The sequence below is a fragment of the Nonomuraea sp. NPDC049684 genome, assembly GCF_044465345.1.
Taxonomy (GTDB): Bacteria; Actinomycetota; Actinomycetes; order Streptosporangiales; family Streptosporangiaceae; genus Nonomuraea.
Map to the genome: position 1 here is coordinate 52,979 of NZ_JBITLO010000010.1, position 19,719 is coordinate 72,697.

The 19,719-nt window shown below is 72.5% G+C and carries 16 protein-coding genes; 11 read left to right on the forward strand and 5 right to left on the reverse strand.

The window, feature by feature from the left end; translation table 11 throughout:
* Nucleotides 1-88 precede the first annotated feature (88 nt).
* The 7 genes from ACIBST_RS28755 (at nt 89) to ACIBST_RS28785 (ending at nt 8,016) form a co-directional block, all read left to right on the forward strand.
* A complete protein-coding gene (locus ACIBST_RS28755; RefSeq protein ID WP_397176134.1) occupies nt 89-640 on the forward strand; it encodes a cupin domain-containing protein in 552 nt (183 codons plus the stop codon).
* 27 nt (nt 641-667) lie between these two features.
* Entirely contained in the window at nt 668-3,904 is a 3,237-nt protein-coding gene (locus tag ACIBST_RS28760; RefSeq protein ID WP_397176136.1) for an NACHT domain-containing protein, read from the forward strand.
* Between the two features lie 247 nt (nt 3,905-4,151).
* Entirely contained in the window at nt 4,152-5,078 is a 927-nt protein-coding gene (locus tag ACIBST_RS28765; RefSeq protein ID WP_397176138.1) for a hypothetical protein, read from the forward strand.
* A gap of 78 nt (nt 5,079-5,156) precedes the next feature.
* A complete protein-coding gene (locus tag ACIBST_RS28770; protein WP_397176139.1) occupies nt 5,157-5,756 on the forward strand; it encodes a hypothetical protein in 600 nt (199 codons plus the stop codon).
* A 59-nt stretch (nt 5,757-5,815) separates the two neighbouring features.
* Nucleotides 5,816-6,079 carry a DUF1876 domain-containing protein gene (locus ACIBST_RS28775; RefSeq protein ID WP_397176140.1) on the forward strand — a complete coding sequence of 88 codons (264 nt, stop codon included), beginning with the start codon at nt 5,816-5,818 and terminating at the stop codon, nt 6,077-6,079.
* Nucleotides 6,080-6,160: 81 nt separating this feature from the next.
* Nucleotides 6,161-6,391, forward strand: a complete 231-nt coding sequence (locus ACIBST_RS28780) for a hypothetical protein (protein ID WP_397176142.1) — start codon at nt 6,161-6,163, stop codon at nt 6,389-6,391.
* A 113-nt stretch (nt 6,392-6,504) separates the two neighbouring features.
* Nucleotides 6,505-8,016 carry an aldehyde dehydrogenase family protein gene (locus ACIBST_RS28785; protein ID WP_397176144.1) on the forward strand — a complete coding sequence of 504 codons (1,512 nt, stop codon included), beginning with the start codon at nt 6,505-6,507 and terminating at the stop codon, nt 8,014-8,016.
* A 52-nt stretch (nt 8,017-8,068) separates the two neighbouring features.
* Here the strand turns inward: ACIBST_RS28785 and glnII are convergent, their stop codons facing one another.
* Entirely contained in the window at nt 8,069-9,088 is a 1,020-nt protein-coding gene (gene glnII, locus ACIBST_RS28790; RefSeq protein WP_397176146.1) for a glutamine synthetase, read from the reverse strand.
* Nucleotides 9,089-9,294: 206 nt separating this feature from the next.
* Here glnII and ACIBST_RS28795 point away from each other — a divergent pair, with 206 nt between their 5' ends.
* Nucleotides 9,295-10,749, forward strand: coding sequence for an LLM class flavin-dependent oxidoreductase (locus tag ACIBST_RS28795; RefSeq protein ID WP_397176148.1), 1,455 nt, complete (start codon nt 9,295-9,297; stop codon nt 10,747-10,749).
* A gap of 14 nt (nt 10,750-10,763) precedes the next feature.
* Entirely contained in the window at nt 10,764-11,948 is a 1,185-nt protein-coding gene (locus ACIBST_RS28800) for a TerC family protein (RefSeq protein WP_397176149.1), read from the forward strand.
* Here the strand turns inward: ACIBST_RS28800 and ACIBST_RS28805 are convergent.
* The 3 genes from ACIBST_RS28805 to ACIBST_RS28815 are packed head-to-tail and all read right to left on the reverse strand — an operon-like array spanning nt 11,941 to nt 17,199.
* Nucleotides 11,941-13,401 carry an MFS transporter gene (locus tag ACIBST_RS28805; RefSeq protein ID WP_397176151.1) on the reverse strand — a complete coding sequence of 487 codons (1,461 nt, stop codon included), beginning with the start codon at nt 13,399-13,401 and terminating at the stop codon, nt 11,941-11,943. The two genes, ACIBST_RS28800 and ACIBST_RS28805, sit on opposite strands and share 8 nt — an antisense overlap.
* 27 nt (nt 13,402-13,428) lie before the next feature.
* Complete coding sequence (locus tag ACIBST_RS28810; RefSeq protein WP_397176152.1) at nt 13,429-16,512, reverse strand: AAA family ATPase; 3,084 nt, start codon at nt 16,510-16,512, stop codon at nt 13,429-13,431.
* 9 nt (nt 16,513-16,521) lie between these two features.
* The gene (locus tag ACIBST_RS28815) at nt 16,522-17,199 is read right to left on the reverse strand and encodes a lipoprotein (RefSeq protein ID WP_397176154.1); all 678 of its coding nucleotides are present in this window, start codon (nt 17,197-17,199) and stop codon (nt 16,522-16,524) included.
* 262 nt (nt 17,200-17,461) lie between these two features.
* Between ACIBST_RS28815 and ACIBST_RS28820 the strand changes: the two genes are divergently transcribed.
* Nucleotides 17,462-17,797 (forward strand): carboxymuconolactone decarboxylase family protein, encoded by a 336-nt coding sequence (locus tag ACIBST_RS28820; protein ID WP_397176156.1) that lies wholly within the window; start codon nt 17,462-17,464, stop codon nt 17,795-17,797.
* On the opposite strand, the gene ACIBST_RS28825 is transcribed toward ACIBST_RS28820, so the two are convergent.
* Nucleotides 17,757-18,911 carry a PQQ-dependent sugar dehydrogenase gene (locus tag ACIBST_RS28825; protein ID WP_397176157.1) on the reverse strand — a complete coding sequence of 385 codons (1,155 nt, stop codon included), beginning with the start codon at nt 18,909-18,911 and terminating at the stop codon, nt 17,757-17,759. The two genes, ACIBST_RS28820 and ACIBST_RS28825, sit on opposite strands and share 41 nt — an antisense overlap.
* A gap of 46 nt (nt 18,912-18,957) precedes the next feature.
* On the opposite strand from ACIBST_RS28825, the gene ACIBST_RS28830 reads away from it, so the two are divergent.
* Nucleotides 18,958-19,710 (forward strand): SDR family NAD(P)-dependent oxidoreductase, encoded by a 753-nt coding sequence (locus ACIBST_RS28830; RefSeq protein ID WP_397176158.1) that lies wholly within the window; start codon nt 18,958-18,960, stop codon nt 19,708-19,710.
* Nucleotides 19,711-19,719: the final 9 nt, after the last annotated feature.

Sequence of the window (19,719 nt, forward strand, 5' to 3'; positions counted from 1 at the left end):
AGCCAGGCCGACCGACAGTTCGCGCGGCGGGCGGCCCGTCCGCCGGACGCGGCCCCCGCGCGCCCCCGGCCCTCGTAAGATCGGCTCTGTGGAGCTGAGGATCTATCCCGACGGCGCGCCCACCGAGGTCGCCGACGAGGCCGCCGCCCTGGCGCTGGCCGCCGCGCTCGACGGCCAGGCCGTCCTCGACGGCACCCGTTTCCTGCGGCGCGACGTCACCGGCGCGCCCGTCGCCTTCGACGAGCGGCCGCCCGTGGCCGCCGCGCTCGACCTGCTCCCCCATCCGGAGGGCGGCTGGTACCGCGAGACCTGGCGCTCGCCCGTCACGGTCCGGCCCGACGGCTACCCGGGGCCGCGCGCGAGCGCCACCGGCATCTACTTCCTGCTCCAGCCGGGCGAGGAGTCCGTCCCGCACGTCGTCAGGTCGGACGAGGTGTGGTTGTGGCACCGGGGCGGGCCGCTGACCCTGACCGTGGGAGACCGCGACGTCGTCCTGGGCCCGCTGGTGGAGCGGGGGCAGGTGCCGCAGGCGGTCGTGCCCGGCGGCGTGTGGCAGTCCGCGCGCCCGGCCGGGGACGAGGCGGTGCTGGTGAGCTGCGTCGTGTCGCCGGGGTTCGACTTCGCCGATTTCACCGCGTGATCGTAAAGATCGTCTTATATAGAAGGCATGCCGGGCATCGAGGCGGCCCTGACCGCCGCTGGGAAGAGCGTCGCGGAGCGCGCCATGCGCGAATGGCTGGCCGTCCGGGCCGCGCGCAAAGACCGGACGAGTGAGCTGAAGGACCTGGTCCAGAGCGGCTTTCGCGACCGGCTGGCGCCCCGGAAGATCGACAACCAGCTCCAGGGCATCGCGCTGGCCGTCGAGGGCCGGCTGTCGCGCCTCATCGAGCAGGAGTTCCGCGGGCTGGACGAGTCCGCGCGGGCCGCCGTCCTGCTGGAGACCGTGGCCGCGCTGCGCGCCGCCGACCTGTCGGACGAGGCGCTGTTCGAGTCCGACGCCGACCCGGCCAGGCTCGCCGAGCGCATCCTGGCCGCCCTCCCGGAACCGCGCCTCGGGGAGGCCGAGGACCGCCTGTACGCCGTCCTGCTCGCCGAGTCCGTCGACTGCCTGGTCGGCCTGATGCGGCAGCTCCCCCAGTACGTGCCGCGCGCCGCCACCGAGACGCTGGGCAGGCTCAGCGGCCTGGCCGAGGGCGTGGAGCGGCTGCTCGCCAGGCTGCCGCAGCGCACGCTGGAGGCCCCGGAGGGCACCCAGGACGACGCCGCCTTCGAACGCCTCTATCTCGCCTTCGCCAGCCGCACCCTCGACGAGGTCGAGCTGTTCGGCGTCCGGGTGGAGACCTACCGCCCGCGCACGTCGCTGAGCACGGCCTACATCAGCCTCAACGTCTCCTCCGGCGAGCGCGCGCCGCGCGCGCCGGAGCGGCTGTCGATCGCCGCGCTCACCGGCGGGCATCCCGCCGAGCGCGGCACCGAGCGCATCGAGTCGGCGCTCGGCCGCGCCCGGCTCACGCTGCTGCGCGGCGACGCGGGGTCGGGCAAGAGCACGTTGCTGCGCTGGCTCGCGGTGACCGCCGCGCGCGGCGGCTTCTCCGGCGACCTGGCCGCCTGGAACGGCTGCGTGCCGTTGATGATCAAGCTGAGGAGCCATTCGTCGGGACGGCTGCCCGCGCCCGCCGCCTTCCTCGACGACGTCGCGCGGGAGGTCGCCGGCCGCATGCCGCGCGGCTGGGTGGAGCGCGTGCTGGACTCCGGCCGCGGCCTGCTGCTGGTCGACGGGGTGGACGAGCTGCTCGTCCGGCACCGGCCGGCCGTGCGGGAGTGGCTGTCGCGGCTGCTGGCGGCGTATCCGGGGCTGCGGGTCGTGGTGACCTCACGCCCGACCGCCGCCGACGCCCGCTGGCTGGCCGACGAGGGGTTCGCGGCGTCCACGCTGGAGCCCATGACGCCCGACGACCAGCGTGAGCTGATCCGCCAGTGGCACGTCGCGATGCGCGACTGCCCGAGCCTGCCGTGCGAGCCCGGCGAGCTGGAGGGCTACGAGGTCGCCCTGCTGGCCCGCATGGAGTCCAACCCGCATCTCGGCGTGGTCGCCTCGACCCCGCTGCTGGCCGCCATGCTGTGCGCGCTCAACCTCGACCGCCGCACCCAGCTCCCGCGCAGCCGGATGGGCTTCTACGACGCCGTGCTCAGCCTGCTGCTGGAACGCCGCGACGCCGAACGGCGGATCGACGACGACGTGTCCCTCGACCCCGGCCAGAAGGTGTGGATCCTGCGCGACCTGGCCTGGCGGCTGGTGTCGATGGGCCGTTCGGAGCTGTCGAAGGCGACCGCGCTGCGCCGGGTCGAGCAGAAGCTCGCCTCGATGACCCGCGTCTCGCACACCGCCTCCGACGTGCTGGAACACCTGCTGCGCAGGAGCGGCGTGCTGCGCGAGCCGGTGCCCGGCCGGATCGACTTCGCGCACCGGACCGTGCAGGAGTACCTGGCCGCCGGGCAGCTCGTGGAGGACGAGGACGTCGAGGCCGCGGTCGAACGGGCCCACCTGGACCAGTGGCGCGAGGTCGTGGTGATGGCCGCCGGGCACGCGAACGGCCGGCTGCGCGGTGAGCTGCTGGGCGGCCTGCTGGACCGGGCCGACCAGGGCGGCAAGCACGCCCGCCGGCTGCGGCTGCTGGTGGCCGCGTGCCTGGAGACCGTCCAGGAGATCCCGGCGGGGCTGCGTGACCGGGTGGAGGCGTGCCTGGCGCAGGTGATCCCGCCGCGTACGGAGGAGGAGGCGACCCTGCTGGCGGCGGCGGGCGAGGAGATCCTGCGCCGCCTGCCCCTCGACCTGTCGGGCCTGCCGGAGCGGCGGGCGGCGCTGACGGTCCGCGCCACGTACCTGACCAACGGCCCGGAGGCCCTGGACCGCCTGGCCGGTTACGCCTCCGACCAGCGCTACGGCGTGCAGGACCAGCTTCGCCAGGGTTGGCAGTACTTCGACGCCGACGTCTACGCCCGCCGCGTCCTGGCCGACATGGAGGAGATCACCTTCTTCGGCACCCGCCATCTCCGCGCCGCCGCCCGCCTGAAGGCGGCCAACGTGACCGTCACCGTGACCGACCCCCTCACCGACCTGCGATTCCTCCGCGCCATGCCGCATGTGCGGGTGTTGAGCGTGCAGGACGCCCCGCTCAGCTCCCTGGACGGCGTCGAGCTGCTGCCCCACCTGCGAACCGTGCAGTTGCGCTGGCTCACCGCGCCCGCGCTCGACCTCGGCGCCATGGAGCGGCTGCCGGCGCTCGACGACCTGTGGCTCCAGGGAGTCCCGTTCGATCCGGGCATCCTCGACCGCCTGCCTCGCCTGCGCGAACTCGGCATCGACCTGCCGGACGACAGTGAGGACTCCTGGCAGGAGCCGCTGTCCCGGCAGAGCGAGCTGGAGTTCCTGTACCTCATGGGAGACCGCCTGCCGGTTCCCGGGACGCTGTTCGCCGGGATGCGGCGGCTCAAGACGCTGTGGCTGGACGGCGTCGCCGGGGCGGCCGCCTGCCTCGACGTCGCCGCCCGGTCCTGTCCCTCCGTCGCCGACCTGTACCTCAACGACCTCGAAGACATCGACCTCGCGGCACTCGACCGCTTCCCCCTGACCAGCCTCCACCTGCGCGGCCTCGGCGCCCTGACGGATCTCGCCCCGCTGCGCGGCCAGGACCGGCTCAGCGGGCTGACGCTGGCCGGCTGCCCCGGCGTGACCGACCTGTCGCCCCTGGCCGCCCTCCCCCGGCTGCGCACCCTGAGCCTGATCAACATGGGGCACGACCTCGACGTGAGCCCGCTGGCCGGAATGCCGGGGCTCACCGTCCGGCTCGGGCGCGCGCAGCGGGTCGTCGGCGGGACCGGGATGCGGATCAAGAAGATGTGACGTCCCGGCAGGGGTGGGCGGCGCCTTTTACAACCCGGAATTTCGTGCTAAACGTGGCAATATCCCGTTCGGAGTTCCCATCAACCGGCCATGTCCGGCCTGGCGCGCTGCCCTGATGACCGTCCAGGCCGTCGTCACAGAAGTCGTCACAGAACTTGCACGGCGTGTACACGTTCACCCCCCCGGGACGCCCGGCGTCCGCCCGTGCGCGGTCGCCGCCTCCCGCTGGACGAGAAGGGGAACCACCATGACCCTGCCCCTCGCCGCGACCCCCGCCGTCGACTCCGCCCCCGCCCGCCGCCGCGGACTCGTGCTCCTGCTCAGCGCCCTGGCGGGATTCCTGCTGACCGTGGTGTGGTCGGCCGAGTTCGTGGACCAGACGATCGGCTCGACGGTCGCCGACACGATGCTCGGCCGCGACGCCGACGCCACCCCCATCGCCGGGACGCTCTCCGGCATCGTGTTCGCCTTCGCCTCCGGCCTGGCGGGCTCGTTCACCGCCTGCAACATCGCCGCGCTCGGCGCGGTCGCGCCCCTGGTCGGGGCCAGGCCCTCGGTCGGCGCCCGGATCCGCGGCACGCTGCGCCCGCTCGGCTGGCTGGCGGCCGGCGCGCTGGCCGTCTCCGGCGCGTACGGCGTCGTGGTGGGGATCGTGGGCACCGCCATGCCGCAGTTCGCCACGGCCGGGCCCGCGCCGGGCACCCTGTCCCCCGGCCTGATCCAGGCGATGGTCACGTTCGGCCTGATCGGGCTGGCCTTCCTCTACCTGGGCCTGGCCGCGCTCGGCTACCTGCCCGACCCGCTGGCCCGCCACCCGAGGGCCCGCATGGCCGTCATGGGCGCGCTGATCGGCGGCTTCCTGATCGGCCGCCCGTTCCCGCTGTTCCGCCAGCTCTTCAGGGACGCCGCCGAGAGCCACAACCCCCTGTACGGCGCGCTGGCGTTCATGCTGCAGTCGGCCGGCAACATCGTCGTCATGTCGGTCCTGTTCGTGCTGCTCGCCCTGGCCACCGGGGGCCGCGCGCACCGCTGGCTGACCGCCACCCCGACCCGCCTGGCCCTCATCACCGGCGCGGCGCTCGTCGTGGCCGGCGTCTTCACCCTTCTGTACTGGGACGTCCGCATCCTGGCCCGCCGCGACCTCATCTGGTACCCGACGGCGCCCTGGAGCTGACCGGCGCGGCGGCTGCCCGCGGGCGGGCTACCGGCCGCTTCTGCGGGAAGGAGGAAGGGTGACCGTGGGAGGTGCGCGATGAGGGCCGTCATGAACGCCGCGATGTTGCGGATCCGCAGGCACCGGCCGGACCGCAACCCGTTGCGCCGCCGCTCCGACCGGCTGGAGAGCGCCGGGCTGGCGGTGGCGGTGCTCCTCGTCCTGCTGAGCCTCTGGCCGGCCGTGCTGGCCGGCCGGATCACCTACGAGGGCGGCCTGCGCGAGGCCCGCGTGGGCCCCGGCTTCCGTCAGCAGGTGACCGCGACGACGCTGCGGGAGCCGCGGCCCGTGCGGCCGTCGTTCGGCGAGGCGGCGACCAGCATGGTCCCGGCGAGCTGGACCACCCCGGCGGGGGTGGCCAGGACCGGGCAGGTCCAGGTCCCGGCCGGCACGCGGGCGGGCCAGGCCGTCCCCCTGTGGATCGACCGTGAGGGCGACCCCACGACGCCGCCGCCGAGCCGCACGGACGTCGTCCTGCGCGGCGTGGGCATGGCGGCGTTCGTCCAGGTGCTGGCCTTCCTGCTGGTGCTGGGGGCCGTCGCGGCGCTGCGCCGGCTGCTGGACCGGCGCAGGTACGCCGACTGGGACGCGGCCTGGATCCGGGCCAACGACCGGTGGCGCCGCCCGCGCCGCCCGTAGCCGGGCTGCCCGGTTTACCGCCGTGTGTCCGGGCAGCCGTACGCGGGAGGAGGCGAGCCATGGAAGCCAAGGAGTGGACGGTCCGGATCAGTCTGGCCGAGGACGGCGACGACACCTCGGCGCGGGCGGTCCTGACCATCCCGGACGGCACGCGGGTCGAGGGCGCCGGCCACGCCCGCCGCAACCCCGCCGACCCGTCCATGCCCGAGGTCGGGGACGAGCTGGCCGTCGCGCGGGCGCTGGCCGACCTGGCCGGCCGGCTGTCCAGCGACGCCCGGCACGAGCTCGGCGACGGCGGCCCGGTGCCGACCCGGTCGTGGTGAGGGCGCAGGCCCCGGCTTGACGCGCCCGTCCCCGGTCCGCTGACATGGCCCCCGCGGATCGTACGGACCGAGGGGGAGCGCATGGGCGGCAGAATGCACGCGGACGAGGCCGACATCGACGAGGCCCTCGTACGGCGGCTGCTGGCCGCCCAGTTCCCGCGGTGGGCCGGTCTCCCGCTGCGCCGTTCCCCCTCCTCCGGCACGGTCAACGTGGTCTTCCGGCTCGGCGACGACCACAAGGACACCGACCCGGCCATGGCGGCCGACGCCCGGCACGTGATCCGTGAGGTCCTCGGCAGCCCAGCGCACTGAACCGCACACCGGACCGCACGCTGACGGGATTCTTGGGTTTTTTCCGGCGAGATGATTGTCTGTCCGGAGGAACTACGAGGAGGCCACCGGTGAGCCGTCAGATCGTGTCAATCGTGGGTGGGAAGGACACCACCGGCGAGAGCGTGTACGAGTCGACCAACCCCGCCCGCCCCGGCGAGGTCGTGGCCCGGGTCGGCCTGGCCGACGCCGCCGCGTTCGCCGCCGCCTGCCGCACCGCCAGGGAGGCCCAGCGCGAGTGGGCCAAGGTGCCGCCGCCGGTGCGCGGCCGGGTGATCGCCTCCATCGGGCGGCTGGTCGAGGCCAACGCCGAGAGCCTGGCCCGCCTGGTCACCCGCGAGATCGGCAAGCCGTACGCCGAGGCGCTGGGCGAGGTGCGGGAGATCGTCGACACCTGCGACTTCTTCCTGGGCGAGGGCCGCCGGCTCTACGGGCAGACCGTTCCGTCGGAGATGCCGGACAAGAACCTGTTCACGTTCCGCAACCCGGTCGGGGTGGCCGCGGTGATCACGGCGGGCAACTTCCCCGTGGCCGTGCCGTCCTGGTACCTCGTGCCCGCGCTGCTGTGCGGCAACGCCGTGGTGTGGAAGCCCGCCGAGTACGCCGCCGCCTCCGCCGAGGCCATGTACCGGCTGTTCGCCGCCTCGGGGCTGCCCGACGGGGTGCTCAACGTGGTCTTCGCCGACGGCGCGCAGACCTTCGCGGGGCTGGAGCTGGCCCTGGAGGAGGGCAGCGTGCACAAGGTCGGCTTCACCGGGTCGAGCGAGGTCGGCAGGAAGGTCGGCGAGCTGGCCGGTCGCCACCTGCAGTCGGCGTGCCTGGAGCTGGGCGGCAAGAACCCGATGGTGATCATGCCGGACGCCGACCTCGACCTGGCCGTCGAGGGCGCGCTGTTCTCCGGCTTCGGCACCGCCGGGCAGCGCTGCACCAGCCTGGGCACGGTCATCGTGCACGAGAGCGTGCACGACGAGTTCGTCGAGCGGTTCGCGCGGGCGGCCGGCGAGGCCAGGATCGGCGACCCCGAGCAGGACGTGCTGGCCGGCCCGCTGCTCGACCAGAAGTTCGCCGACCGGTACGAGGAGTACCTGACCTGGATCCAGCCCCACCACGAGGTCGTCTCGGGCAGCACGGGCAGGATCACCAAGGACAACCCGCGCGGCGACTTCGACGGCGACGGCGGCCTCTACTACCACCCGGTCATCGTCGACGGCGTGCGGCCCGGCGACCGGCTGTTCCTGGAGGAGACGTTCGGCCCGATCGTCGGCGTGACCACCTTCGCCACCCTGGACGAGGCCGTCGAGCTGGCCAACCGCCCCGGTTACGGCCTGTCGAGCTCGATCTACACCACCGACCCCAAGCACGCCTTCCGCTTCCGCGAGGGCATCTCGGCCGGCATGGTCAGCGTCAACAACTCCACCTCCGGCGCCGAGGCCCACCTGCCCTTCGGCGGCAACGGCAAGTCGGGCAACGGCAGCCGCCAGTCGGGCATGTGGGTGCTCGACCAGTTCACCCGCTGGCAGGCGATGAACTGGGACTTCTCGGGCCGGCTGCAGAAGGCCCAGATGGACGTGGCGGAGATCGTCCCGGACCTGGAGTTCCGGATCTGACACGCGGGAAGCCGCCCCCGGCCGGGGGCGGCTTCTCCTGTGCGCGGGCGGATCAGACCTGGCCGGCCTTCTCCAGGGCCTCGCAGCAGGTGTTCACCAGCAGGCGGGTGACCACGTACGGGTCGACGTTGGCGTTCGGGCGACGGTCCTCGATGTAGCCCTTCTTGTCCACCTCGACCTGCCACGGGATGCGCACGGACGCGCCGCGGTTGGACACGCCGTAGGTGTACTTGTTCCACGGGGCGGTCTCGTGGTGGCCGGTCAGGCGCAGCTCGATGTCGGCGCCGTACTGGGAGACGTGCTCCATGGGCTTGTCGCCCTCGCCGAGCGCCTCGCAGGCGGTGATGATGGCGTCGTAGCTCTCACGCATCGCCTTGGTGGAGAAGTTGGTGTGCGCGCCGGCGCCGTTCCAGTCGCCGCGGGCGGGCTTGGCGTCGAGGGTGGCCTCGACGCCGAACTCCTCGGCCGTCCGGTAGAGCAGGTAGCGGGCGACCCACATGTGGTCGGAGACCTCAAGGGGGCCGGCCGGGCCGATCTGGAACTCCCACTGGCCGGGCATGACCTCGGCGTTGATGCCGGAGACGGCCAGGCCCGCCGCCAGGCAGCGGTCGAGGTGCAGCTCGACGATGTCGCGGCCGAACACGGCCTCGGCGCCCACGCCGCAGTAGTAGTGGCCCTGCGGGGCGGGGAAGCCGCCCTCGGGGAAGCCGAGCGGGCGGCTGCCCTTGAAGAAGGTGTACTCCTGCTCGATGCCGAACCAGGACTCCTGCTCCGCGTACCGCTCGGCGATCGGGCGCAGCAGGGCGCGGGTGTTGCTGGAGTGGGGCGTCCCGTCGATCTCCTCGACCTCGCACAGCACGAGCACGTTGTCGCCGCCGCGGATCGGGTCGGGGCAGGTGAACACCGGGCGGAGCACGCGGTCGGAGGCGTGGCCCTTGGCCTGGTTGGTGCTGGAGCCGTCGAAGCCCCAGACCGGAGGCTCGGCACCGTCGGCCAGGATCTTCGTCTTCGAGCGCAGCAGAGCCGTGGGCTCGGTGCCGTCGATCCAGATGTACTCAGCCTTGTAGCTCACGGTGGTCCTTTCGGGATTTCTCTCAGCCACGCCGAGTCTTGTGGACGGCCATTTCCCGGTTTTTGCCCGAATGTGAACGCCGTGTTAATCGTGCTGCCACCCGTCCCGCTATTAGGGGGTAAATCCAATAAAGAAGGTTAGCTGGGGCAGGTCGGCCGTCCGGGGGACGGCGGCCGTACGACGATCGAGGCCGGGGGATGATGATCATGGAGGATGTCTGGTTCGGCGCGCTGCTCGCGCCCGAGGCGGCGGACGGCGACCGGGTCCTGCGGCACGCCGAGCTCGCCGACCGGCTCGGCCTGGACCTGGTCGGCGTCCAGGACCACCCCTACCAGGCGGGTTTCCTCGACTCCTGGACCCTGCTGGCCACCATCGCGCAGCGCACCGAGCGCGTCCGGCTGGTGCCCGACGTGGCCAACCTGCCGCTGCGCCCGCCCGCCGTGCTGGCCAGGGCCGCCGCCTCGCTGGACATCCTCAGCGGCGGCCGGGTGGAGCTGGGGCTCGGCGCGGGCGCGCTGTGGGACGCCATCGCCGCCATGGGCGGCCCCCGGCTCTCCCCCGGCGAGTCGGTCGAGGCGCTGGCCGAGGCGATCACCGTCATCCGGGCGCTGTGGACCCCGGGCGACCCGGTGACCTTCTCCGGCGGCCACCACCGGCTGGCGGGCGCGCGCCCCGGCCCGTTCCCGCCGCACCCGATCGGGATCTGGATCGGCGCGACCGGGCGGCGGATGCTGGAGCTGACCGGCCGGACGGGCGACGGCTGGCTGACCTCGTCCTTCCACAGCCCGCCCGAGGCCGTGACCGCGCAGGCCAGGATCCTCGACGCGGCCGCCGCGGAGGCCGGGCGCGACCCGGCGGCGATCCGCAAGGTCTACAACCTCGGCGGCAGCCTGTCGCCGCTGCCCGGCGCGGGCTTCCTCGACGGTCCCGCCGCCCTGTGGGCCGAGCAGCTCACGGAGCTGGTGTTCGCGGCGGGCCTGAGCGGGTTCGTGCTGGCCCCGGGGGTGGAGGCCGAGCGGGACCTGCGGGTGTTCGCCGAGGAGGTCGCGCCCGCCGTACGGGCGGCCGTGGCGAGGGAGCGCGGCCGGCCCGCGCCCGAGCCGCCCCGCCGGCCGGTGACGATCCCCGACCTGGACGAGGCCGGCCGGCCCAGGGCGGCGGCCGGCGACCCCGCGCCCCTGGTCCCCGGCCAGGCCCGGCCGGGCCGCCGCCTGGTGGACGTGCACGACGGCTACCGCGCCCAGCTCCGCCAGGTCAGGGACGCGGTCGAGCAGGTGGCCGCCGAGACCGCGGCCCGGCGCCCGGACGGCGACCGGCTGGCGGTGCGCCAGAACCACTGGACGCTCGGCGCGTTCTGCGCGACCTTCCGCCGCCTGCTGACCGTGCACCACGACGTCGAGCACGGCACCACCTTCCCCGCCCTCACCGAGCGCGACCCCGCCCTGGAGCCGGTGGTCAAGAAGCTGGAGCAGGAGCACGAGGTCATCGCCGAGCTGCTGGCCCGCCTGGACCGGGCGTGCGCGGAGATGATCGCCGACCCGGCCAGGATCGACCGGGTCCGGGCCGGCGTCGAACGGCTCTCGCAGGCCCTGGCCTCGCACTTCGCCTACGAGGAGGAGGAACTGGCCGAGCCTGTCGGCCGCCTGGAGATCCGCCTCTAGCCCGAGGAGCGTTCGTGGACGTGCCCGCGCCCGTGTGGTGGCTGACGATCCTGGGGATCGCCGGCCTGCTGCTGTTCGACTTCTTCTTCCACGTGCGGCAGGCGCACGTCCCCGCGCTGCGCGAGGCGGCCGTCTGGTCGGCCCTGTACGTCGGGATCGCCCTGCTGTTCGGCGTGGGCGTGTGGGCGTTCGGCGGCGCCGAGCCGGGCGCGGAGTACTTCGCCGGGTACGTGACCGAGAAGGCGCTGTCGGTCGACAACCTGTTCGTCTTCCTCGTCATCATGGCCAGCTTCCGGGTGCCGCGCGCCGACCAGCAGAAGGCCCTGCTGTTCGGCATCGTCTTCTCGCTGATCGCCAGGACCGGGTTCATCCTCCTCGGCGCCGCGATGATCGAGACGTTCGCCTGGGTGTTCTACGTCTTCAGCCTGATCCTGCTGCTCACGGCGGGCAACCTGCTGCGCCCGGAGGGCGGCGAGGGCCACACCGACAACATCATGGTCCGCCTGGCCCGCAGGCTGTTCCGCGCCACGGAAACCTACGACGGCGACCGGCTGTTCACGGTGGTGGACGGCCGCCGGGTGATGACGCCGATGTTGCTGGTCATGATCGCCCTGGCCGGCACCGACGTGCTGTTCGCGCTCGACTCCATCCCGGCCATCTTCGGCCTCACCCAGAACGTCTACCTCGTCTTCACCGCCACCGCCTTCTCCCTGCTGGGGCTGCGGCAGCTCTACTTCCTCATCGACGGCCTGCTCGACCGGCTCATCTACCTCGCCTACGGGCTGGCGGTCATCCTGGCCTTCATCGGCGTCAAGCTCGGGCTGCACGCGCTGCACGAGAACAACGTGCCGTTCGTCAACGACGGCGAGCCGGTGAACGTCACCGAGATCAGCACCGGGCTGTCGCTGTCGGTGATCGTCGGCGTGCTGCTGGTCACCGTGGCCGCCTCGCTGGCCAGCCCTCGCGGCCGGGCGCAGAACGTGGTCTCGGCCGTCCGCCGGCACGCCCAGGACTACCTGGACGTCGAGAAGGACCCGGCGCGGCGCGAGGAGGTCTACCGCGACCTGCTCGCGGCCGAGGCGCGGCTGGGCGAGCTGCCGGAGCGGCAGCGGGCCGGCGTCGCCCGGGACGAGCGGCTGGCGGCCCTGGTGGCGCGGGCGCACGCCGAGCACGCGAGCGGGCCCGGCCCGGCTAGGTAGAGGTGGCCTGGCGGGAGGTCAGCGGGGCCGCGATGTGCTCCAGCGGCGTGCGCTCGGCCTTCACCCCGAAGACGATCTCCACCACCCCGGCCGCCACCATCATCCCGGCGCCGAAGCAGTAGCCCCAGAACAGCCGGGTCGGGTCGGGGTCGCGCTGGTCGCCGATGAGCGAGGCGAAGACCGTCGGCCCGAACGCCCCCGCGACCTGCCCGAGCGCGAAGAAGATCGCGATGGCCTGGGCCCGCAGCTCGATCGGGAAGATCTCGCTCACGGTCAGGTACGCCGAGCTGGCCGCCGCCGAGGCGATGAAGAAGATCACCGACCAGAGCACGGTCTGCGTGACCGCCGTCAGCATGCCCTCCTTGAACAGCCACCCGGTCACCGCCAGCAGCAGCCCCGAGGCGATGTACGTGGCCGAGATCATCTGCCTGCGCCCGACCGTGTCGAACAGCCTGCCCAGCAGCAGCGGCCCGAGCAGGTTCCCGGCCGCGAAGGCGAACATGTACTGCGGCACCGAGCCCGCCGGGACGCCGTAGAAGTGCGTCAGCACCAGCGAGTAGGTGAAGAACACCGCGTTGTAGAGGAACGACTGGCAGATCATCAGCGTCGCCCCCAGCACCGAGCGCTCCGGGTAGGTGCGGAACAACGTCCTGGCGACCTGCGACAGCGGCGCGTGGTGCTCGGGGACGATCTCCAGCGCCTGCTCCTGCGGCACCGGCTCCAGCCTGACCCGGTCCTCCCGTTCGACCTCCCGCTCGATGCGGGCGACGACCCGCTCGGCCTCCTCCTCGCGGCCGTGCGTCATCAGCCAGCGCGGGCTCTCCGGCAGGTGCCGGCGCAGCCCCCAGATGGCCAGGCCGATCACCGGCCCGACCGCGAACCCGAGCCGCCAGGCCCAGTCGGGGTCCAGCGGCCCGCCGGGGTGCAGCAGCAGGAACGTGGCCGAGGTGGCCAGCAGCGACCCCAGCCAGTAGGTGCCGTTGATGGCCAGGTCGACGTGGCCCCGGTAGTGGGAGGGGATCATCTCGTCGATGGCGGAGTTGACGGCCGCGTACTCGCCGCCGATGCCCGCCCCCGCCACGAGACGCAGCACCAGGAAGCTCCACAGGTCCCACGACAGGGCGGTCAGGCCGCTGGCGACCAGGTAGATGCCGAGCGTGAGGATGAACAGCTTCCTGCGGCCGAGCCGGTCGGACAGCCAGCCGAAGTAGAGCGCGCCGGCCACCTGGCCGATCAGGTAGACGGTGGCCGACAGGCCCACCTCGGCGGAGGTGAAGCCGAGCGTGTCGGGGCGCTGCAGGAACGCCCCGACGTTGCTGGCGATGGTGATCTCCAGCCCGTCGAGCACCCAGGCCACGCCGAGCGCGATCACCAGCCGGGTGTGGAACGGCGCCCACGGCAGGCGGTCCATGCGGGCGGGGACCAGGCTGCGTACGACGCCGTCCTCGTTCATGCGTCCTTACTCTAAGTGATCATATGATCACCCATCGGCTCGGGTGCCGTTGCCGTTGCCCGTGCCGTCGTAGCCGAGCAGCCGCATGGCCGTGTCCGGGTCCATGGCCGCGGCCAGCAGCTGGGCCCGCCGGTGAGCCTCGTCGCGCTCGCGTTCCGCCTTGGCCTGCGCCGTCCGTACGCCCCTGACCGCCACGAACGCGAGCCCGGCGCCCACGATCACCCCGACGACCACGACGAACAGCAGGAGCAGCAGGGCCGGTGAGGCGAGCGCGGGAGCCGCCGCGACGTCGGCCCCCGCGCCGGGCACCGCGCCCGTCACCGCCAGCGCCGCGATCAGGGCCAGCGCGATCAGCCCGAGCAGGCTGGCCACGACCAGCCAGGCCCGTCCGGCGCGCCGGCGCGGCCGGGCCTCACCGACCGGGCCGCCGACCGGCCCGCCGACCGGCCCGCCGACCGGCCCGAAGCCCGCGTGCGGGACGGCGGCCGGAACCGCCGCCGCCACGGGGACCGGCACGGGAGCGGGCCTCGGGCCGGGCGCCCACGGCACGAACTCGGGCCGGTCACCGCCCTGGTCAACGCCCTGCCCGACGCCCTGCCCGACGCCCTGTTCGAGGCTCTGCGCGACGCCCTGGTCGATCCGGGTGACCTCGGCCGTGATCACCTGCGCCGCGGCGGCGGCGCCCGCGCCCGGGGCGGCGAAGGCGACCGCCCGCGGCGCGGCCTCCTCCTCCACCGGGCCGGGCAGCTCGCGCTCGATGCGGCTGTGCTCCTTGTGCGCCCTGGCCGCGTCGTGGTGGTAGTCCTCCAACTGCTCGTAGAGCTCGTCGGAAGCGTAGATCGTGCCGTCCACAAGCGGTCCGCGCTCGCCGCGGATGACGGCCACCACGTCGTCGCCGTTGAGCGTCTTGTGCGTCTCCAGGGCGTGCGCCAGGCACAGCACCTGCCTGCGGTGCTCCGCCAGCAGCCGCTCGGTCTGCTCCAGCAGCCGCACCAGGTTGAACTCGATGCGCTCGCCCAGCACGTCGGGGGTCAGGTCGGGCGCGGCGCGCACCGGATCGCGCTCGGTGATGCCGATGCCGCCTCCCCCGCCGCCGCGACCGCGCATGGCCTTGCCGCCGTGGATCTCCAGCTCCTGGAGCGCGGGCAGCGACGTGACGCCGGAGCCCATCCCCCAGTACGACTCCATGAGCGCGGTGAGGAACGTGGCCGCGTGCAGGTCGCCGGAGACGCCGGAGGAGTTGTCCTCGCCGAAGAACATCCGCTCTCCGGCCAGCGAGGCCAGGGAGACCATGATGTCGGCCTCGTACTCGGACTTCCAGCGGGTGAACTGGTCCTCGGGCTTGATCGAGGCGACCATGCCCAGGTAGTCGGCGCCCTTCTCGATGGTGGCGATGTCGATCTCCAGATGGAACCGGGTCACGTACGCCACCACGGCGTGGCACGCCTCGTGCACGGCCACGGCGTGCCGCTCGCGCTCGATGTACTCGACGTCCTCGGGCGGGCCGAGCTGCTTGAGCCGCTTGGCGCGCAGCACGTCCGACCAGGTGATGACCTCCCGGCCGTCGCGGATGGCGGTGATCAGCGACTCGTTGACCAGGTCCTTGATCGTGGCCCCGGTGGCGTACGGCGTGATCGTGGCCAGCTTGTCGATCTGCTCCCCGGTGAGCTCGTGTTCGACCTTGTCGAAATAGCCCTGGTACGTCCGCACCCGCCCGGCCTTGGACGGGTAGCCGACCTTGTAGATGCGGTCGATGCGGCCCGGCCGCAGCAGCGCCTCGTCCAGCGCGTCGGGACGGTTGGTGGCCATCATGACGAGGATGCGGTATTTGGGCGGCGGCTTGGGCCGCATCCCGAGCAGCCGCCTGACCAGCCGGTTGAAGAAGCCGCGCGGCTTCTTGAGCCCGGACAGCTCGGTGAGCAGCGCCTGGAGGGTGCCGGGGTCGCCGCTGTTCATCATGCCGCCGCCGGCGAAGAAGCGCTCGCGCCAGGTGCCCGGCGGGCCGTCGGCGTCGGCGGCCGCGCGCCGGCCCTTGAAGGCCAGCACCGAGCGGCTCTCCTCCGACAGGTACGTCATCCCGTGGCAGCCGGAGTGCGCCGAGAAGCCGCCCTGCCCCGGCGGCCCCTGCTGGGCCAGCTTGCCGCGCTTGCCGAGCGAGTCGGCCTCGTCGAAGAAGACGATCACGCCGCCGTACCGCAGCGCCAGCTTGCGCAGCTTCCTGAACAGGCCCTTGACCTTCAGGATGCCGACGCCCATGAACATGTTCGTGAAGGCTCCCGGATCCACGAACACGTACGGCTTGCCGGTCTCCCCGGCCACGGCCTCGGCCATCAGGGTCTTGCCGGTGCCGGGCGGCCCCCACAGCAGCAGGCCGCTGGGCACGTACCCGCCGCGCCGCTCGATCTCGTCGGGCCGCTCCAGGAAGACGATGTTCTCCTGGACCCGCTCGACCACGTGGTCCTGGCCCCAGACGTCGGCGAAGCGGGTCTTGATGTCGTCGGGGAAGTACGTCTCCACGCCGCCCCTGGACAGGAACCAGAACAGGCCGACGAACTGGATGATGACGAAGAAGAACAGGAAGACGATCTGGAGCAGGAACGGCAGCGCCTGCCAGATCAGCGTCGGCGCCTGCAACAGGGCGACGAACGGGCTGACGTCCAGCACCGCCCCCGCCACGAGCGCGGTCAGCGTGACGAGGAAGGCGATCTTCAGGGCCCTGGAGATGCGGTACCTGGTCCAGTCGTCGAAGCGCCGGTGCGTCCACCGCTCGAACCCGCCGAAGACCTTCCGGCTCCAGAACCGGTGGTAGCCCGACCAGTGCTCGCTGACGAGGAAGTGCAGTTGCCGCAGGACCTCGGCGCCGAGCAGCCAGAAGATCCACTGGTACTCGTAGCCGATCTTCCAGGCCGCCTCGGGGAAGGTCACGACGCCCGTCCAGTCGGCCATCACCTTCCAGGTGAGGATCAGGTAGGCCAGGACCAGCGCGATGAGGAACTTGCTCCGGTCCCAGAACTGCATCTTCTTCCTGGTCACGGAGTCCGGGTCGGAGGGCCCGCTGCCGGGGGCGCGCAGCCCTTCGTGCTGAACGGTGCTCTTGTCTGGGGTGGTCACTGGCGCTCCCTATCCGGGCAGCCGGAGCAGCTTGAACGAACCCGCGATCTTGTCGAACTCGGCGCCGCGCTCGCGGTAGCAGGTCGCCCGGCAGCCGATGAGCATGACCGAGACCGTCGCGCCCTTCTCGTCGAGGATCGCGGTCTGGTCGAATGTCTGGACGTCGGCGCCGATCTGGTAGTTGAAGCGCACCCGTACGCCTCTGGCGCCGTTCTCCAGGGCGAGGACGTCGTCGCTGAGGAGCTCGAACTTGGCGAACATGGGCGGCCGGCCGGTGGTCATGGTCTGCTGCTCGTACAGCTCGCGCATCGGGTCCGTCACGGGCAGCACGAAGTCGCGCAGCCGGTTGAGCGAGATCGCGTCGCGCTGCTGCTCGGTGAGCTTGTGCACGGTGGCGTACACGAACGGGTCGGACGAGCTCAGCAGATGGTTGACCGACGGCTCGGCCGACTGGTCGAAGGCCGTGGACCAGACCCGCTGCGCGCGTGTCGCCGCGGCCAGCGAACCGGGCCGGTCACCCGTCAGATACAGTTCGATCGGAGTGGCGTTGAGCTGCTTGAACGAGGCGGGCACCTTGAAATAGGTGGTGCCTTCCCTGTCCCGTACGTAGGTGAACTCCGGCTGCCCGCACGCCTGCAGCAGGAAGACCGCGACCATGAGCGCGATCCAAGCCCGTGTCCTTTTCACCAGGGCTTACCTCCGCTTTACGGACCAACGCAGTTGTTGTGCCCGCTTTCATGCGGAATGAGGCCGGATGCACGGTGAGAAATCTTGACCAAATCTTGGCCATTGATTGGCTTTACTTGTTACAGATCACCAAATGATGGTATGGGCCAGGTCGCCACACTCTACGGTCGCCCGGGATACAACGTTCGTGCAACCCCCATTGGTAGACCACAGGAAGTAGCAAAGGATATGAGGACGCCCATCCCGAGCCCCGGAGCGCACCATGAAAGAACCCGCGATGGAGACCGTCGACTCCTTCGGCATGACGGCTGAGCGGCAGTTCGCCGACCTGTGGTCGAGGACCGCCCTGTCGGTCAAGGAGCGCCGGCTGCTCCTGCTCGGGCTGCTCGTCGGACAGGGGCTCGACGACCTGACCGCCGTACAGCTCGACGTCGCGCTGCGGGCGGGCGACCTGAGCGAGAGCGAGCTGCGCGAGGTGGTGGTCTTCCTGACCCACTACGCCGGCTGGACCCGCGGATCACGGCTCAACGACCAGGTCGAGGAGCTGATCGAGCGCGTCAGGCAGGCTCGATCCGGTAGAGCGGACCCCGCAGGCTGAGCGCGTAGAGCTCGCCGTCGAGCCCCTCCCCGAAGGAGGAGAGCTGCTCGACCCGGCCGATCTCGGCCGCCTTCGACGGCTCGGCCGCGGGCGCGGCCCTGACCCAGCCGGCGCAGAAGTCCCCGTACAGGAAGCTGCCGCGCAGCCAGGGCAGCGCGGCGCCGCGGTAGACGTACCCGGCGATCACCGAGCAGTTGCCGTCCTTGTGCAGGGGGTAGGTGATGACCGGCTCGGTCAGGCCGCGGCCCGTGCCGCCGCGGAAGGGCCGCCCGCCCTCGCGCAGGTTCCAGCCGTAGTTCTCGCCGCCCTTGGAGGCGGCCGGCTGGCGGTCGACCTCCTCCGCCTCGTCCTGGCCGACGTCGCCGATCCACAGGTCGCCGCTGTGCCGGTCGAAGCCGAACCGCCAGGGGTTGCGCAGGCCGTAGGCCCAGATCTCCGGACGCGCGCCGTCCTTCCCGGCGAACGGGTTGTCCCGCGGCACCTTGTACGGCCTGCCGCGCGGGTCGATGCGCAGGATCTTGCCCAGCAGCGTGCCGAGGTCCTGGCCGTTGCCCTGCGGGTCGCCCGCGCTGCCGCCGTCGCCGAGCCCGACGTAGAGGTGGCCGTCGGGGCCGAAGGCGAGCTGGCCGCCGTTGTGGTTGGCGTACGGCTGGTCCTGGGTGAGCACGTCGCGCCGGCCGGTCGCGCGCCGGCCGTCGAAGGCCCATTCGGTGACGTGGGTGGCGCCGCGCGTGTCGGTCCAGTCGAGGTAGAGCCACCGGCCGGAGGGATGGAAGGCCACGCCGAGCAGGCCCTGCTCGTTGCCGCCGCTCACCTCGCCCGACAGGTCGACGAGGACGTCGCCGTCCGTGGCGCGCAGCCGGCCGCCCTGCTCGGCGACGTAGAGCCGGTCGTCGCCCTTGCGCACGGCCAGGGCGACCGGCCGTTCGAACCGGCCGAGCTCCCGGAAACGCACCTGGCCGCGCCCGGACGTGCGCTCCGGCCCGGCGCTCGCCGGCGTGGAGGCCGGAGCTGAGGACCCGGGGACGGGGGTCGCGGGGGCCGGGCCGGGCGGGGGCGAGGCGGCCGAGCAGGCGGTGAGGGCCAGGAGGAGCACGGCCGCGAGGGGGCGCACGCCGTCCATACTCGCACGCCCGACCGGGGACGTTAAGGTTCAGGACATGCCTACCGCATTGATCACGGGCGCCACCGCCGGCATCGGCGCCGCGTTCGCCCGCCGCCTGGCCGCCGACGCCTGCTCGCTCGTCCTGGTCGCGCGCGACGAGCAGCGGCTCGTCCAGGTCGCCGACCAGCTCAGGCTCAGGTACGGCGTGGACGTCGAGGTGCTGCCCGCCGACCTGGCCACCGAGGAGGGCCTGGCCAGGGTCGAGTCGAGACTTCGCGACGGAGTCGACCTGCTGGTGAACAACGCCGGCTTCGGCCACCCCGGCGACTTCCTCAAGGTGCCGGTCGAGGACGAGCTGCGCATGCTGAAGGTCCACTGCGAGGCCGTGCTGCGGCTCACCCTGGCGGCGCTGCCCGCGATGCGCAAGCGCGACCGGGGCGCGGTGATCAACGTGGCGTCGGTCGCGGCGTTCTTCTCCCGCGGCACCTACAGCGCCTCGAAGGCGTGGGTGGTCAACTTCAGCGAGTCCGCGGCCAACGACGTGCGCAACCCGCGGATCAGGATCATGGCGCTGTGCCCGGGTTTCGTGCGCACCGAGTTCCACCAGCGGGCGTCCATGGACACCTCGGGCATCCCGGGCTTCCTGTGGCTGAAGGCCGACAACGTGGTCAGGGAGGCCATGCGCGACCTCGCGCTCGGCAAGCGGGTCTCGGTGCCCGACCTGCGCTACAAGGCCATCGTGGCGATCGGCAGGCTGGTGCCGCACAACCTGGCCGGGCGCGTCTCGGCCAGGCTCGGCCGCCGCTGACCTCGGGGC

Excerpts from the sequence above, each read along its gene's own strand:
- ACIBST_RS28760 (WP_397176136.1), top strand. The coding sequence starts at position 668 with ATGCCGGGCATCGAGGCGGCCCTGACCGCCGCTGGGAAGAGCGTCGCG.
- ACIBST_RS28765 (WP_397176138.1), top strand. The coding sequence starts at position 4,152 with ATGACCCTGCCCCTCGCCGCGACCCCCGCCGTCGACTCCGCCCCCGCC.
- ACIBST_RS28770 (WP_397176139.1), top strand. The coding sequence starts at position 5,157 with ATGAGGGCCGTCATGAACGCCGCGATGTTGCGGATCCGCAGGCACCGG.
- ACIBST_RS28775 (WP_397176140.1), top strand. The coding sequence starts at position 5,816 with ATGGAAGCCAAGGAGTGGACGGTCCGGATCAGTCTGGCCGAGGACGGC.
- ACIBST_RS28780 (WP_397176142.1), top strand. The coding sequence starts at position 6,161 with ATGGGCGGCAGAATGCACGCGGACGAGGCCGACATCGACGAGGCCCTC.
- ACIBST_RS28795 (WP_397176148.1), top strand. The coding sequence starts at position 9,295 with ATGGAGGATGTCTGGTTCGGCGCGCTGCTCGCGCCCGAGGCGGCGGAC.
- ACIBST_RS28805 (WP_397176151.1), bottom strand. The coding sequence starts at position 13,401 with ATGAACGAGGACGGCGTCGTACGCAGCCTGGTCCCCGCCCGCATGGAC.
- ACIBST_RS28820 (WP_397176156.1), top strand. The coding sequence starts at position 17,462 with ATGAAAGAACCCGCGATGGAGACCGTCGACTCCTTCGGCATGACGGCT.
- ACIBST_RS28830 (WP_397176158.1), top strand. The coding sequence starts at position 18,958 with ATGCCTACCGCATTGATCACGGGCGCCACCGCCGGCATCGGCGCCGCG.